General features: G+C 72.9%; 12 protein-coding genes. 5 read left to right on the top strand and 7 right to left on the bottom strand.

Annotation, left to right across the window (positions count from 1 at the left end; genetic code table 11):
* Positions 1 to 132 precede the first annotated feature (132 nt).
* Positions 133 to 324, bottom strand: coding sequence for a DUF397 domain-containing protein (locus tag G443_RS07645; RefSeq protein ID WP_026419140.1), 192 nt, complete (start codon positions 322 to 324; stop codon positions 133 to 135).
* A 21-nt stretch (positions 325 to 345) separates the two neighbouring features.
* Positions 346 to 1,191, bottom strand: coding sequence for a helix-turn-helix domain-containing protein (locus tag G443_RS07640; protein WP_026419139.1), 846 nt, complete (start codon positions 1,189 to 1,191; stop codon positions 346 to 348).
* Positions 1,192 to 1,871: 680 nt separating this feature from the next.
* Between G443_RS07640 and G443_RS07635 the strand changes: the two genes are divergently transcribed.
* From G443_RS07635 to G443_RS07615, 5 genes are all read left to right on the top strand, one after another.
* A complete protein-coding gene (locus G443_RS07635) occupies positions 1,872 to 2,087 on the top strand; it encodes a hypothetical protein (protein ID WP_026419138.1) in 216 nt (71 codons plus the stop codon).
* 192 nt (positions 2,088 to 2,279) lie between these two features.
* Positions 2,280 to 2,477, top strand: a complete 198-nt coding sequence (locus G443_RS07630) for a hypothetical protein (RefSeq protein ID WP_026419137.1) — start codon at positions 2,280 to 2,282, stop codon at positions 2,475 to 2,477.
* Between the two features lie 102 nt (positions 2,478 to 2,579).
* Positions 2,580 to 3,083: a hypothetical protein gene (locus tag G443_RS07625; RefSeq protein ID WP_026419136.1), complete on the top strand. Its 504-nt coding sequence runs from the start codon at positions 2,580 to 2,582 to the stop codon at positions 3,081 to 3,083.
* Between the two features lie 200 nt (positions 3,084 to 3,283).
* Positions 3,284 to 3,652, top strand: a complete 369-nt coding sequence (locus tag G443_RS07620) for a MarR family winged helix-turn-helix transcriptional regulator (protein WP_035274164.1) — start codon at positions 3,284 to 3,286, stop codon at positions 3,650 to 3,652.
* The gene (locus G443_RS07615) at positions 3,649 to 4,143 is read left to right on the top strand and encodes a hypothetical protein (protein ID WP_026419135.1); all 495 of its coding nucleotides are present in this window, start codon (positions 3,649 to 3,651) and stop codon (positions 4,141 to 4,143) included. The genes G443_RS07620 and G443_RS07615 overlap by 4 nt, the downstream gene beginning before the upstream one ends.
* Before the next feature lie 191 nt (positions 4,144 to 4,334).
* On the opposite strand, the gene G443_RS07610 is transcribed toward G443_RS07615, so the two are convergent.
* From G443_RS07610 to G443_RS24935, 5 genes are all read right to left on the bottom strand, one after another.
* The gene (locus tag G443_RS07610; protein ID WP_026419134.1) at positions 4,335 to 5,972 is read right to left on the bottom strand and encodes an ABC-F family ATP-binding cassette domain-containing protein; all 1,638 of its coding nucleotides are present in this window, start codon (positions 5,970 to 5,972) and stop codon (positions 4,335 to 4,337) included.
* A 658-nt stretch (positions 5,973 to 6,630) separates the two neighbouring features.
* Positions 6,631 to 7,899 carry an FAD-binding protein gene (locus G443_RS07605; RefSeq protein ID WP_051314033.1) on the bottom strand — a complete coding sequence of 423 codons (1,269 nt, stop codon included), beginning with the start codon at positions 7,897 to 7,899 and terminating at the stop codon, positions 6,631 to 6,633.
* A gap of 521 nt (positions 7,900 to 8,420) precedes the next feature.
* The gene (locus G443_RS07600; RefSeq protein WP_253860176.1) at positions 8,421 to 8,666 is read right to left on the bottom strand and encodes a hypothetical protein; all 246 of its coding nucleotides are present in this window, start codon (positions 8,664 to 8,666) and stop codon (positions 8,421 to 8,423) included.
* Positions 8,651 to 10,762: a hypothetical protein gene (locus G443_RS07595; RefSeq protein ID WP_253860175.1), complete on the bottom strand. Its 2,112-nt coding sequence runs from the start codon at positions 10,760 to 10,762 to the stop codon at positions 8,651 to 8,653. The genes G443_RS07600 and G443_RS07595 overlap by 16 nt, the downstream gene beginning before the upstream one ends.
* Positions 10,759 to 12,891 (bottom strand): hypothetical protein, encoded by a 2,133-nt coding sequence (locus tag G443_RS24935; RefSeq protein WP_026419133.1) that lies wholly within the window; start codon positions 12,889 to 12,891, stop codon positions 10,759 to 10,761. Before G443_RS24935 ends, G443_RS07595 begins: the two co-directional genes overlap by 4 nt.

Below are 12,891 nucleotides of genomic sequence, written 5' to 3'. Positions count from 1 at the left end.
CTGTTCGACCCGCTACCGCCGTCGTGCGTCGTGGTGGCAGCTCTCGTGGTATTCACGTTCGCGCCAGGTCCGGGGAGGAGTTCGGCGCCGGGGTGGCCTGGAGCAGGTCACCCCGGCGCGGCGCCAGGACGGTCAGTAGCGTTCGCTCTTGATCGCGGTGATGAAGCGGGTGAAGGAGCGGTGGTCCACGATGAGGACGCCGCCATCACGGTTCTTGCTGTCTCGGATGCCGACGAGGTCGGGAGCGGAGCCGACTTCGACGCACGCACCTCCACCTCCGTTGGAATAGGTGCTCGTGTACCAGTTGGTGAGCTTGGTCCTCATGTCAGTCGCATTCCTTGGGCGTCAGCTCGACAGTCTCTTGATCAACTTTGTGGACTCTGAATCACTCAAAGCCCTAGATTGAAGCGCGACGAACGAATCTTTGTGGCGCTGTACCGAGGTCTGTTCCTCGACGTAGTCCCCACGGTTCAGTGTTTCGAAGTAGACGACGTCGTCGAGGTGGTTCTCCTCGAATCCAAGCAGGTCGAATTCGGTTCCCAACGCGGGATGGGCGCCTGCTCCGGTTGGGAGCACCTGGATGCGAACATGTGGCAGCTCGGCCAGCTCCAGCAGTCGCCGAAGCTGTCCCCGCATGACCTCCGGCCCTCCGACCGCACCGTGCAGCAGGGGTTCCCACAGCACGGCGTGGACGTGGAGGGGATTCGTCGACGTCAGCCTCTGCTGACGTGTCTCCCGGATGAAGGATCGCTGGCGGGAGACCTCCGCCGTCGGTCTGGGTAGCCAACTCTCGCTCAGTGCGGCGAAGTAGTCGCCGGTCTGGAACAGTCCGGGTACGAGTTGTGCCTTGAAGATCCGAACCGAGGACGCTTCGTCCTCCAGCTCGATGAGATCCTGGGCCGCGTCCCACAGGACGTCGCTGTACTGCGACCACCAGCCGCCTTCCTGTGCGGTGGTGACGGCGGCGAACAGGCGGTCGCGGTCGCGTTCGGGGACGCCGTAGGTCAGGGCCAGGGCAAGGGTCTCCACGCTGGTGGGTGCCTGGACCGCGTGCTCGATGCGGGAGATCTTCGATGGCGACCACTTGAGCTGCTTCGCCGCCTCCGTGGCTTTGAGCCCCGCCGACTCACGCCACTTGCGCAGCTCCCGGCAGACCCGTCGCATTCGGACTCCTGCGTGGTACTCGGACACCCGATCTCCTCCCCGTACGCCCGACCGAGCGTACGACAGGCTGTCACTTCCTCCGACCCCTTACTCCTTTTGGGTCATCTCGTGCAAATTGCTCGTCAGTACTCTTGCGTCACGGTGCGTGTGCGGACAAGGTGGTATTCGCCACAGTGTCTTGTGGACGAACAGGAGGAGGGGCCGGGCCAACTTTCCACGGCCGCCCGACCCCTCCTGACGAGAGGAACCGAAGCATGCACCACGATCCCGTCTCTACGGCAATGCTACTGGGCGTGATCAGCCCGACCCACGACGCGTGGGTGGAACGCGGAAATCCTTCCGCTCTCCCCCAAAGTCCTGGGGATTCGCCCGAGGACCTGTCCGCCCACGACGATGACAGGTGTCGTTCGGTAGCCAGGGTTCCAACGATCCCGTGGCCCTCGCCCTCGATCACGTCGGCAGCGCACGGATGCGGCACCCCTGCGGCCACTGCCGTAGCTTCCATTCGGGTCACGTCGTGAGCGGGCGTCCTGGCTCCGGGCGGCACCACCGCCACACCGCCCCGGGACTTCCAACCGGCCCGAATCCGCACGGTACCCGTGCCCTCCCGCTCCCATCGGGTGACCAGCTCCGTCCAGGCTGGACGACGGTGCTGTGGGGTGTTTTGCCCGCACCCTGCCAGCAGCGGCCAACGAAAGGGGTGCGGCGTGGTGCTTGAGATGGCGCTCGGCGCCCTGATCGCGCTGGTCGGACTGTGGGTGGTCGAACGGCTCGATCGCTGGTTCGGGCCGGCGATTCGCATGGCGCTGCGGGTGCGGCGTGCCCGCCGCACCACTCGGCAGGCATTGGCCTCGGTTGGCATGACCCGCCCGACCAGCACCCGCCGCCCCTTCCACGCTACCGGGAGCCGGTCGGCCCGCTAGCCCTCGCTGGTCGTCTCCGCCGACCAGACCTTGCCGTTCCGCCCGGATCTCGTCGGGGGCCGGCGGGTAGTTCCGCTCTGCCCACAGGGGCCGAGCGCGACCCTGCGGCTCCTGGCCGGCGTCCCGGCCAGCCCCGCTTCTCCCTCACCCCGCGCGTCCGGCGCGGGCTCTCCTGCTCCCCGAGGATTCTCCGTGATCGTGCACGCCCTCATCCACACCGTCGTCTCGTTCCTGATCGCCCTCTTAGCCCTGGTCCTCGTCGTCGGCGCGGTCGCCCTGCACCTGGCTGCCTTCGGGAACACCCCGCGGCCCTGGTACCCGGCGGCGGACACCGTGGTCCACGCGCTGACCGGCCCCCTGAAAGCCCTGCTGTGCGGACTGGTCCCGTGACCGGGACCGTGGCCGACCCGGGGGAGGCGGTCACCGTCGTGCTTCCCCCGCTCACCGGTCGCGCCCGGCGGGTCCGCCCCTACGTGATGGAGGCGTGGAGTGATGGACGCGGCAACACGGAAGGCCCTGGACGCGGTACCGGAGTTGGCGGCGGTCTACGCGTTGACCCGGCGCGGGTGGCGGTGGGTGTCGTTGACGCGGGGCCCGGGTGCCCTGGTCGGTTCCTTCGCCTGGCCTGGCGGTGGCTTCGTGGACTGGTGCGTGATTCGGGGTCACGGTGAGGTCGAGGGTGTTCGGGTGCGGGACGGCGACTGGGTGGTGTGGCGGCTGTCGGGTTCGGTGGGTGGTCGCCGCCGAGCTGGGAGCCTTGCCACCACCGAGTTCCTCGTCCGCGCCCCGGCTGCTGACCGGTCGTCGCTGGCGGCCCCCGGGGCCACTCCGCCCCCGCTGACCCCGGCGGTGCCGGCTGTCGGCTTGGCCGGACCAGCCACGCGCCCGGCCGCCGTGAGGAGGACGGCTCCGCCCCCGGAGTCCGTCCCGTGTGGTCTCCGGTCGCGGCGACCCCATCGGCACGGTCTTCCCGCCGCTGGCGGTGGCCACCACTGACGACTGTCCACGGTGATCGCTGGCAGCGCGCCGTGTCGGCCAGGGACCTCCCCTCACCCTGCCCCGACCCGCGACCAGGAAGCCCGACACGATCAGGAAGGAGGTGGTGCCCAGGACGACGCCACCACCGTGTGTACGCCGCCCCGCCCACCCCGGCGGGGCGGCCCTCGCCCAGCCCGGCCCCCAGCGGAAGGAAACGCATGTCCCTCACCCCGCCGGACTCCTGGATCGCGATCCGCCGGACCGTCCGCGACTGCGACGCGACCCCACTCCCCGGAGCGCTGCGCCTCACCGACCTGTTGGTGCTCCTCGAACTCGACCGCCAGCCCCAGCAGGCCGGCTCGGTGGCGGAAACCCTCGGCATCAGCCCCAGCGGCCTCACCCGGATCGCCCACCGGCTGGAGGACAGGCGACTCCTCCACCGCGTCCGCTGCTTCCACGACCGCCGTGGCGTCCTGCTGATGGCCACCCCCGACGGCGTCGCCCGGACGCGCATGGCCTACCCGCACGCCCAGACCGTCATCCGCGCCGGCACCACCCGGCTCCGGGAACTCGCGAGCCGGCCGTGAACGGCCGCGACGAGCTCAGCGGCGAGTGGATCACCCGCTGTTCGGCCGACCCGCCGGTGGAGGACGGCCGGCTCTACGGGCACGTCGACCTCGACGTCGGGCGAGGCCCCGTCATCGCACCCGGTGTCACCTACCTGGCGGGGACCTTCGACTACCGACGGTTGGTGCTCTGCCGGGCCGAGGTCCGGCACTGCGCGGAGTTCCCCGAGCTGAGCACCGCCGTGTTGGACGTGATGCGGGACCTCGCCCGGCGCTGGGGGATCCCGGACTTCGTGGGGCCGCCGGCGACGATGAAGCGGCGTCGGCGGCGCGTCCCGCCGTGGGGTCGGGTGCGGTTCTGGGCGTGGGAGGCGCGGGACCCGGTCAACGTGAGCTTCGCCGGGCGGGCGAGTTTCAAGCACGGCGAGTGGGCCAGGCTGGACGACCCGGAACCCGAGTCCCGGCCCGCTGGCCCCGGTGGTCCTCCCGGGCACATGATCGCGGGCCGCTGACCGCGTCCGCGCCGCCGCCCCGCGAGCCCGGTGCGGGGTCGCGAGTGGGGGAGCGGCGCGCGTTCCGAGCCCGGGACGTCGCGGTGCGCGGCCGGCGCGCGCCACCCCAGCCGGGCGGGGCGGCGCAGCACGCCGCCGGACGTCGGCGCCGCTGACCGCCGGCCGCACGACGGGACGTCCGGGTGGGGTCCTCAGACCTCGGTGACCCGCCCGTCGGCCACCACGAGGTGGCGGGTGGTGTGCACGGCCTCCACCATCCGCCGGTCGTGGGTGACCAGCAGCAACGTGCCCTCGTAGGAGGCCAGCGCCGACTCCAGCTGTTCGATCGCCGGCAGGTCCAGGTGGTTCGTCGGCTCGTCCAACACCAACAGGTTCACCCCGCGTGCCTGCAACAACGCCAGTGCGGCCCGGGTCCGTTCGCCAGGCGACAGCTCCGAGGCGGGGCGGAGCACGTGGTCGGCGGTCAACCCGAACTTCGCCAGCAGGGTCCGGACCTCGGCGGTAGCCCAGTCCGGCACCTCCGCGCCGAAGGCGGCCAGCAGGGTGTCGTCGCCGAGGAACAGGGCCCGGGCCTGGTCGACCTCGCCCACCAGGACACCCGCTCCCAGGCTGGTCTGCCCGGACTCCACCGGCACCCGCCCCAGCAGCATCCCCAACAACGTGGACTTCCCCGCGCCGTTGCGGCCGGTGATCGCGACCCGGTCGGTGCGGTCGATCTGGACGTCCACCGGACCCAGCGTGAAGGATCCCCGGCGGGCCACCGCCGCCCGGGCGACGGCCACCACGCCGCCGCTGCGGGGCGCGTCGGCGATGGACATCCGCAGCTCCCACTCCTTGCGGGGCTCCTCGACCACCTCCAACCGTTCGATGAGCCGATCGGTCTGGCGGGCCTTCGCGGCCTGCTTCTCGGTGGCCTCCGCCCGGAACTTGCGGCCGATCTTGTCGTTGTCGGTGGCCTTCCGGCGGGCGTTCTTCACGCCCTTCTCCATCCAGGCCCGCTGGGTGCGGGCCCTGGACTCCAGGCCGGCCCGGGTCGCCGCGTACTCCTCGTAGGCCTCCCGGGCATGCCGGCGGGTGACCTCCCGCTCCTCCAGGTAGGAGTCGTAGCCACCGCCGTAGAGCCGGATGCGCTGTTGGGCGAGGTCCAGTTCCAGCACCTGGGTGACGGTGCGGGCGAGGAACTCGCGGTCGTGGCTGACCAGCACCGTGCCCGCCCGCAGTTCCCTGACGAAGCGCTCCAGGCGTTCCAGACCGGCGAGGTCCAGGTCGTTGGTCGGCTCGTCCAACAGGAACACGTCGTACCGGCTGAGCAGCAGCGAGGCCATGCCCGCCTTCGCGGCCTGCCCACCGGACAGCGACGGCATCAGCTGGTCCAGCCCCACCCCGATCCCCACGTCCTCGGCGACCTCCTCGGCACGTTCGTCGAGGTCGGCGCCGCCCAGGGACAACCACCGGTCCAGGGCCTCGGCGTAGGCGGTGTCGGATCCGGGCCGGCCGGCGCTCAACGCCTCGGTCGTCTCGTCCAGGTCGCGTTGGGCGTCGGCGACCCCGGTGCGGCGGGCGAGGAAGTCCCGAACGGTCTCCTTCGGGCGGCGGTCCGGTTCCTGGGGGAGGTGGCCGACGGTGGCGGTGGGAGGGTTGAGCCGCACCGTGCCCTCGTCCGCCGGGCGCAGTCCCGCCAGCATCCGGAGCAGGGTCGACTTGCCGGCCCCGTTCGCGCCGACCAGGCCGATGACGTCCCCGGGGGCGACGACGAGGTCCAGTCCGGAGAAGAGAACGCGGTCTCCGTGTGCCGCGGCCAGCCCGCTGGCGACGAGTGTTGCCGTCATGAGGGCTCCGATGCTAGCGGCGGGCGGGGCGGGGCGACGACCGGATTCCCGGAGCCCTGACCGGGCGATGGCTGGTCACGGCGGGTGTGGCACGAGGGGGAGCCACCGGTCGGGCCGCCTCTCGGACTCCTTGTGCCCGACCGGGGACACACCAGGCGGGGGAGGGAGTCGTCGTCGGCGCTGGTGGCCACCGTGGGTCGCCACCGTCGACCCGCCCGAGCCGCGTGAGGACGCCCTGATGAGTTGGCGTGCCGAACTCCTCGACCAGCCTCCTGGGACCACAACGTCGGGCCCACGCTGGACGGTGCTTCCGGCATGAACAGGGCGAAGTCGGCGCGTCGTGTGAGGTCGCTGGCGAGGACGGGGTCCCCCACGTGGCGGCGCCACACCGGCGGGCCCTGGCTCTCGCCCCCTGGAGGTCGCTCGCCCTGACCACTGTCCACCGCCGGTCGCTGGCGAAGACGCACCGGTCTGCCCCGTGGGGTCGTGATGCCGCTAGGGAACACACGTCCGGCTGTCGCGGTCACCCAGCACGGGGGCCCGCCCCGCGACCAGCCGCCCGAGGAGCGACCGGCCCGGACGGGTCGCGGGCCACCACGGGCCTCCCAGGCTGACGGCCCCAGCGGCCGGCCGGGCTTCCCCGCCCGGGCCTGCCGGGTCAGTGGGCGCCGATGCGGTAGCGCGTGCCGCCGACCCCGGCCGTGATGCGGTGCACCCGCTCGTTGTCGGCCTCCATGTCGGACACCGCCGCCGGGTCCCCTTGGGGCGCGGAACGCAACAGCGCGCACAGCCACACGACCGCGCCCTGGGGCAGCGCGGGCCGCCCGGCGCGCAGCATGATGCTCCGCAGCGGGTACACCAACACCAGACCCGCCTCCCCCAGCAGTCGAGGCGTCAGGCCGTCAAGGATGTCCGCGACCGCGTCCTCCGCGTGCGCGTCGGGCAGGAACACGGCGGCCCACGGGTGCGGCGCGTCCCAGTCCCCGGTCTCCCGCAACCGGGCCTCGTCCGCCGCTCCCCGATGCACGAACTCCCGGTGCGAGTGGCGGGATCGTTCCGCCACCTCGACGCGGGACGCCAGGCCCGCCGGCAACGGTCTTCCACCCGACACCCAGGACGGCCCGGCCGCCTCGTCGACGAACTCCGCCAGGTCCAGCCGGTGCCGCCAGCCTCCGTCCACCACCTGCACCAGCCCCTGCATGTGGTCCGGCTTCTCGTCGCCCAGCAGTTCCCGTTGCGCCTCCACGAGGGCCCGGGGACCGCCGACCGTCAGCCGGACCCGCCGCACCACCGCCGGAGCGGGGACCAGCCGCAGCGTCGCCCGCAGGATCAGCCCGGCCGTTCCCGATCCGCCCAGCACCGAGGTGAACAGGTCCGACCGAAGCCGGGGCCCGCACCGCACCACCCGGCCTCCCGGGGTGAGCACCAACATCCGCACCACGGAGTCCGCCTGCGCGCCGTGCCGGTAGGAGGTGCCGCCCACCCCGCCCAACGACAACGTGCCGCCCACCGAGAGGTGCGGATGGTCGGTGATCACCGGTGGGGCCAACCCGTGCTCGGCGGCCACGTCGAGGACCTGGCTCCAGGTCATGCCCGCGCCGACGGTGACGAAGTCGGGACCGACGTCGTGCACCGCGTCCAACCCGGACAGGTCCACCACCACGCCCTCCGACTGGGCGCGGCCCCCGCAGGAGTGGCCCTGCCCGCGTGGCACCCACGGCAGGTCGTGCTCAACCGCCCAGTTCACGGCCTCCTGGGCCTCGGCCTCCGTCCGGGGACGCGCCACGAAGGCCGGGACGACCCCGACCTGTCCTCCCCAGTCCCGGGCCACCGCGCGGCGCGCCACCGCGTCCGTCGACACGCAGGGCGGTGCCGCCATCGTCGCCGTCCCCCTCGCGCTGTCGTCCTGCCTGGCCCCGTTGCCCATTCCGGCTCCTCTCCCCGAACACCGATGCTGCCACGGTGGGTGAGGGACCGGGTGTGTTCCGGCGTCGTTCCGGTCAGGCCACCGGGGTATTCCCGCGTGGATGGCCCGATCCCGGCCCGCACCCCCGCCGAGCCGGTCCAGAAGGGACTCGGGACCCGGTTCGTGCCGTTCGCACCGTTCGATCATGGATCGCGCGCAACCGTGCCGGTGTTATCGAAACCCGCGGGGTCGGGGTTGGGCGAGGACGCCGGGAACCGGCGGCGGACCGGGTGAGCTGGGAGCGAACGCCCAGGGTGTGAGGAACGCGTCCCGAGCACCGGCTCGGTCCGCATCCACCGCCCTCGGCCCGGGGCCGCGTGGGGCGCGACCCGTCGGTGGGCGTCCAGGAACCCGGTCCTCGGGCTGAGGGGGCAACCGAGCCGGCGGCCCGGTGCTCGGCGTCGTCCCGACGGGACGGGGCTCGGGGGCCGTGACGCGGGCCGGCCGGCCCACGGAGGACGTGGGCCGGCCGGGGAGGGAGATCAGGAGGAGTTCGGTCGCCGCTGGTCGAACCCGTCCTCGTCGGGCCGGGGGCCCAACGGGTCGTGCCCGTTGGTCGGCGGGTCCTCCGCCTCCCATCCCGTCCAGGGCCGGACACCGAACCCGTTCTCGCGGTGCTGGGTATCGGACCAACTGGTCGTGAGCGACGGCGGGGCGTACCCGGTGGTCGGGCTCCAGAACCCGGCGTGCCCGAGCCTGCCGTCCGGGTCGCTCAGCGAGGTCGGCACGGCGGGAGGCGGTGTGGACGAGGTGGTACCCGGGCCGGTCGGAGGCGGCGTGGCCTTCGGCTCGGCCGGTGGGGCTGGGGAGGGGCGGTCATCGGACGTGGTCGTCGCCGCGGGTGGCGCGGCGGCGGTCGGAGGAGGTGGGGCCACGGTCGCGGTGTCCTCCTCGCCCGTGCCGTCCGCCTCGGACAGCCCGCCGGTTCCGGTGGTCGTGACGGGCGACGTCGGGGTCTCCGCCGGACTCCCTGGCGGGGGCTGGTCACCTCGGCCGGGGACGCGGGCGCGTCGCCGAGGTCCGAGGTGGCCCGGGGACCCGTCACCGTCGGGTTGTCGGGTGGTGCGGGGTCGACGGCCGCCCGCTCCTCCGCGAGGACGGCATTGGTGCGGGTCGCGGAGGCTCCGGGCACGGCCTCGGCCTGACTTCCGCCGGTGGCGCCGTTCGGCGTGGTGCCCTCCTGGTCGGGGTTCGTCGCGGGCGGCCGTTCGGAGTCGGAGCGGGAGGTGGAGGGAGTGCCGGAGGCGGGCGGGGTGGGTGTCGTCACCGGTGTGCCCGGGGGTGCGGCGGCCGGGGTGACGAGCGCGGCGTCCGAGCGTTCCCCCGCGCGGTGCGGGGCGTCGCTCCCCCGCTGTTCCGCCGACTGGGCGGGCGCGGGACGGTCCGACGCCCCCGCGCCGTCCGGGTCGCCGCCGTTCCGCCACCACGGCCACTGCCCCGAGGGATCGCCCGGTCCGCCAGTCGCCCCGCGCTCCGGCTCACCCCGCCCCCGCTGGTCGTCCGCCCGGCTGGCGTCCTCGCCAGCGGTGCCGCTCACACCTGCCTCCCCGTCACCGCCCGCTCCCGCGACCTCGGGCGAGGCCACGTCCTCCGGCGGGAGCCCGGGGACGTCGTAGTGCTCCCGGATCCGCGAGGACAGCTCCTCGCCCCCGTGCACGGCGACCAGATCGGCGAGGCGGTCGAAGAAGACCATCCGCCCCGGCTGGTCCGACGGCGGGAACAGGTCCCGCGCCAGGCCGTCGACGTGCCCCAGTGCGTCCGAACCGTCGTCCACGGCCCCGGGGTCCCCGCCGTCCGGCCAGGGAGACGTCGTCGCCGACACCGTGAAGTGGGCGCCCGAGGAGTAGCCGTTGGGGTGGAAGGCGCCGTCGTGGAACAGTCCCTGCTGGCCACCCACCTCCGGATGCGCGGTGACCGTGATGTGCTCGGTCGGGATGTGCTGGTGGTCGGTCGCCCCGCATCCGCCCGCGCCCTCCCCGACGGAGTCGGCGATCAACCGCCGCACCCCCGCCGGTATCTCGGTGCCGTGGGCCGCCGCGGAGAGGGTGGCGAGGCTTCCCAGCATGTTCACGGTCTCCTCGACCTTCTTGGAGTCCCGGGTGTTCTGGGCCAGCCACCAGACGGTGGCGCTGCCGGTGCTGCTGAGGACGTCGTCCCCGAGGTAGGCGCGTTCCGCCCGCTCCTGGTCGCGTTCCCTATCCCGCACCTCCGCGTCCTTGCGCAGCTCCCCGAGCCGGTCCAGCCTCCGCTGGTCCTCGTCCGAGAGGGTCAGCTCCACGTCCTTCGCCCACACCTCGACGCGACCGGAGCCGTCCGGCAGGAGCCTGCCCAGCTCGGCGGCGACCAGGTGCGCGGTCACCTCCCATTCGGTGGCGGGTTGGACGCGGGTGACCGCCAGCGCCCGGGTGATCACGGTGTTCCCCGCCAGCCGCCGCAGCCCCTCCGGCGCGCCGGAGCCGGTGGCCCGCCAGCAGACGGTGCAGGAGAAGTTCAGCCGGTAGTCGGGGTCGTCGCTGGGCAACCGCACCGATTCCCGGTACTCCTCGTACTCCGGCTCCTCGGCGGCCGGTTCCGGCAGGGGCGGGAAGGCCGTCTCCGGGCCCTGCGGCGGGAACGGGGGCGCCCCCACCGAGCCATACCACTCCCGCCGCTGCCGCCGGGTACGGAACTGGTGGTTGGCGTAGACGCCGACGGCCGCGGGCAGGCCGAGGGCCAACGGCACCCAGACCAGGGCCGGCCAGCTCAGGCCGAGTCCGAGCACCAGCGGCACCATCGCGGCGATCAGGCCGATGGCCCCGATCCGGGACAGTTCTTCGCTGTTCATGCCAGTGTCTCCTCAGCGCGCCGGTCGGCCCCCAGCGGGCACAGACCCTGCGCGCGGTTGATGTGGTGGTGGAGAGCGCGGGCCACGTGGGTCCGCTGGGCGGTGTCCTGGGCGTTGACCGCCCGGCCCAGCGCCCATCGCCGGGCCGTGAGGTAGAGCGGGTTCAGCGCCTTGGCGTTGATGGCGGCGTCCACCAGGACCGTGAGGAGCGGTTCGCGCCGCGTGTCCTCCGCCACCGCCGCGAGCCAGTCCGATACCGAGGGCTCCCACCCGGACTCCGGCTCGTGGGAGAGGACCAGCGCCCAGCAGTGCACCAGGTGCCGTCGAACTTGGGTCTCCGCGAGCAGTGGACGGGCGCGCCCACGTGGGTCGGTGAGCCGGTCTGGTGCGGTGACCTGGAGGAACAGCCGGAGGTCGCCGTGCAGGTGGGGCCCGGAGGTGTCCATCCTGGTGGCCAGCCGGTCGAGGAGGCGGCGCAGGAAGCGGTGGTCCTTGGCGAGGGCGTCCAGCGCGTCGCTGGCCGAGGCGACGACGTTGTCCTCCTGGTGCCGGGTGAGGTGGTGCAGGCGGACCAGGGCCTGGTCGGGGTGGTCGGGAACGATGGCTTCGACGCACAGCCGGATCAGCACCTGGGCGAGGTCCACCGGCAGCGTCCTGTTTTGGGACCAGCGGAGGATCTGCTCGCGGAAACGCCATCCGGCGCGTTGGTCGGCCAGCCCGTGGTCCAGTGCTCGCCCCACCTGCGGCAGCAGGAAAGGCGAGCTCCGCGACTCGCCCCGATCGGACCAGTCCCGCACGAGGGAGAACAGATCTCCCTGTTGCTCTGTCCTGATGCACTGCTCGGCGAAGCGGGTGACCACGAGATCGCGGTCCCGCCCGGTGAGGCCCTGGAGCCGCATGGTGGAGTCGACCCAGGCACGGAACTCGCGGCGCAGCTCCGGGAAGTACCGCCAGAAGTGGGTGAGGACGGCGGATCCGTAGGCGAGGGTGGAGAATCCGGTGACCCGACCGTCCTTGGTCACCGCTCCCACCGCCGCCAGCCGCTCGGCGAGGTCGGGGCGTTCGAGGACGTGCGTTTCCTCCGGCGGGTAGTGGAGTTTCGCGAGGAGGCCGGTCGCCGCGTGCTGCACGGGTTCCAACCTGGCTCCCTCCAGCAGCGCGGCGGCGAGGAGGAGCGCCCGGAAGTGGGCGGAGGGGTTGCTCCGTACCTGCTGGGCGACGTCGTCCCCGTGCCCGTCCAGGGCTTCCAACGCCTGCCCGAGGAGCCTGCCTAACGGCAGGTCCGCCGAGGCTCGGTGCTGGGCGTCCCGGACGAGTTGGGCCAGCTTCGCCAGCTGGCGCATGGGGTCGGACTCGAAGTGGGAGTCCAGTCGAGGATCGTTGAGCTCCGCCTCGGAGAACGGGATCTCGTCGGCCCGCAGGTGGTTGGCGAGCACGGCCCGACCATCGGGGCGCCCCAGCGTGACCAACAGCGGCCGCGACTCACCCGACACCTGGGAGAGCTGGTCCTCGTTGAGGACCACGACCAGCCGGGCTCCCCGCTCCCGCAGCGTGGTGCGGAACGAGTCCAAGTGGATCAGCAGCTCGGCCGGGTCCTGCGGCGGGCGGCTCGCGAGGTCCCACAGCAACCGTTCTCCCGGCTGGATCGCCTTCTCGTCGAGCACGTCCCCTTCCGACTCGGAGGAGCTCGCCGGGAGCTCCCGGTAACGGGCGCGTTCGTCGTCGTCGTGGTGCAGCAGCATCTGCGCGGCGCTGCGCCGGCCCACCCCAGCTGGGCCGGTCAGCAGGACCATGCTCCTGACCGCCAGCTGGTCCGCCGCCCAGGCGTGGTTTGGCGGTGGAACGAAGCGGTCCGCCAGCTGGCGCAGGTGGTCCCGGCTGATGTGCCGGGGGTCGCGGCTGATGCGGACTCGCCCGTCCGAGCTGGTCACGAACAGCGTGCCGTTGTTGATCAGTTCCGCGTGGTGGTGCACCTCGTCGCCGTAGATCTGGTGCGTGCCGCCGTGGTTGTGGCCGATCAGGGTGGCGCCGTCCCCGGCGACCTCCTGGCCGCCGTCGAACGCGGGCGCGGCCGGCGGCGGCCCGGGGGGTGCCGGTGCGGAGGTCCCGTCGGCCGCCGGCCCGACCAT

Source organism: Actinoalloteichus caeruleus DSM 43889 (assembly GCF_000429185.2).
Lineage (GTDB): Bacteria > Actinomycetota > Actinomycetes > Mycobacteriales > Pseudonocardiaceae > Actinoalloteichus_B > Actinoalloteichus_B caeruleus.
Note: the sequence above shows the minus strand (reverse complement) of the source record. Positions and strands in the feature narration are given on the sequence as shown.

What these genes read in the sequence shown, in the direction of transcription:
- G443_RS07645 (WP_026419140.1), bottom strand. Translation starts at nt 324, where the DNA reads ATGAGGACCAAGCTCACCAACTGGTACACGAGCACCTATTCCAACGGA.
- G443_RS07625 (WP_026419136.1), top strand. Translation starts at nt 2,580, where the DNA reads ATGGACGCGGCAACACGGAAGGCCCTGGACGCGGTACCGGAGTTGGCG.
- G443_RS07620 (WP_035274164.1), top strand. Translation starts at nt 3,284, where the DNA reads ATGTCCCTCACCCCGCCGGACTCCTGGATCGCGATCCGCCGGACCGTC.
- G443_RS07610 (WP_026419134.1), bottom strand. Translation starts at nt 5,972, where the DNA reads ATGACGGCAACACTCGTCGCCAGCGGGCTGGCCGCGGCACACGGAGAC.
- G443_RS07605 (WP_051314033.1), bottom strand. Translation starts at nt 7,899, where the DNA reads ATGGGCAACGGGGCCAGGCAGGACGACAGCGCGAGGGGGACGGCGACG.
- G443_RS07595 (WP_253860175.1), bottom strand. Translation starts at nt 10,762, where the DNA reads ATGAACAGCGAAGAACTGTCCCGGATCGGGGCCATCGGCCTGATCGCC.
- G443_RS24935 (WP_026419133.1), bottom strand. Translation starts at nt 12,891, where the DNA reads ATGGTCGGGCCGGCGGCCGACGGGACCTCCGCACCGGCACCCCCCGGG.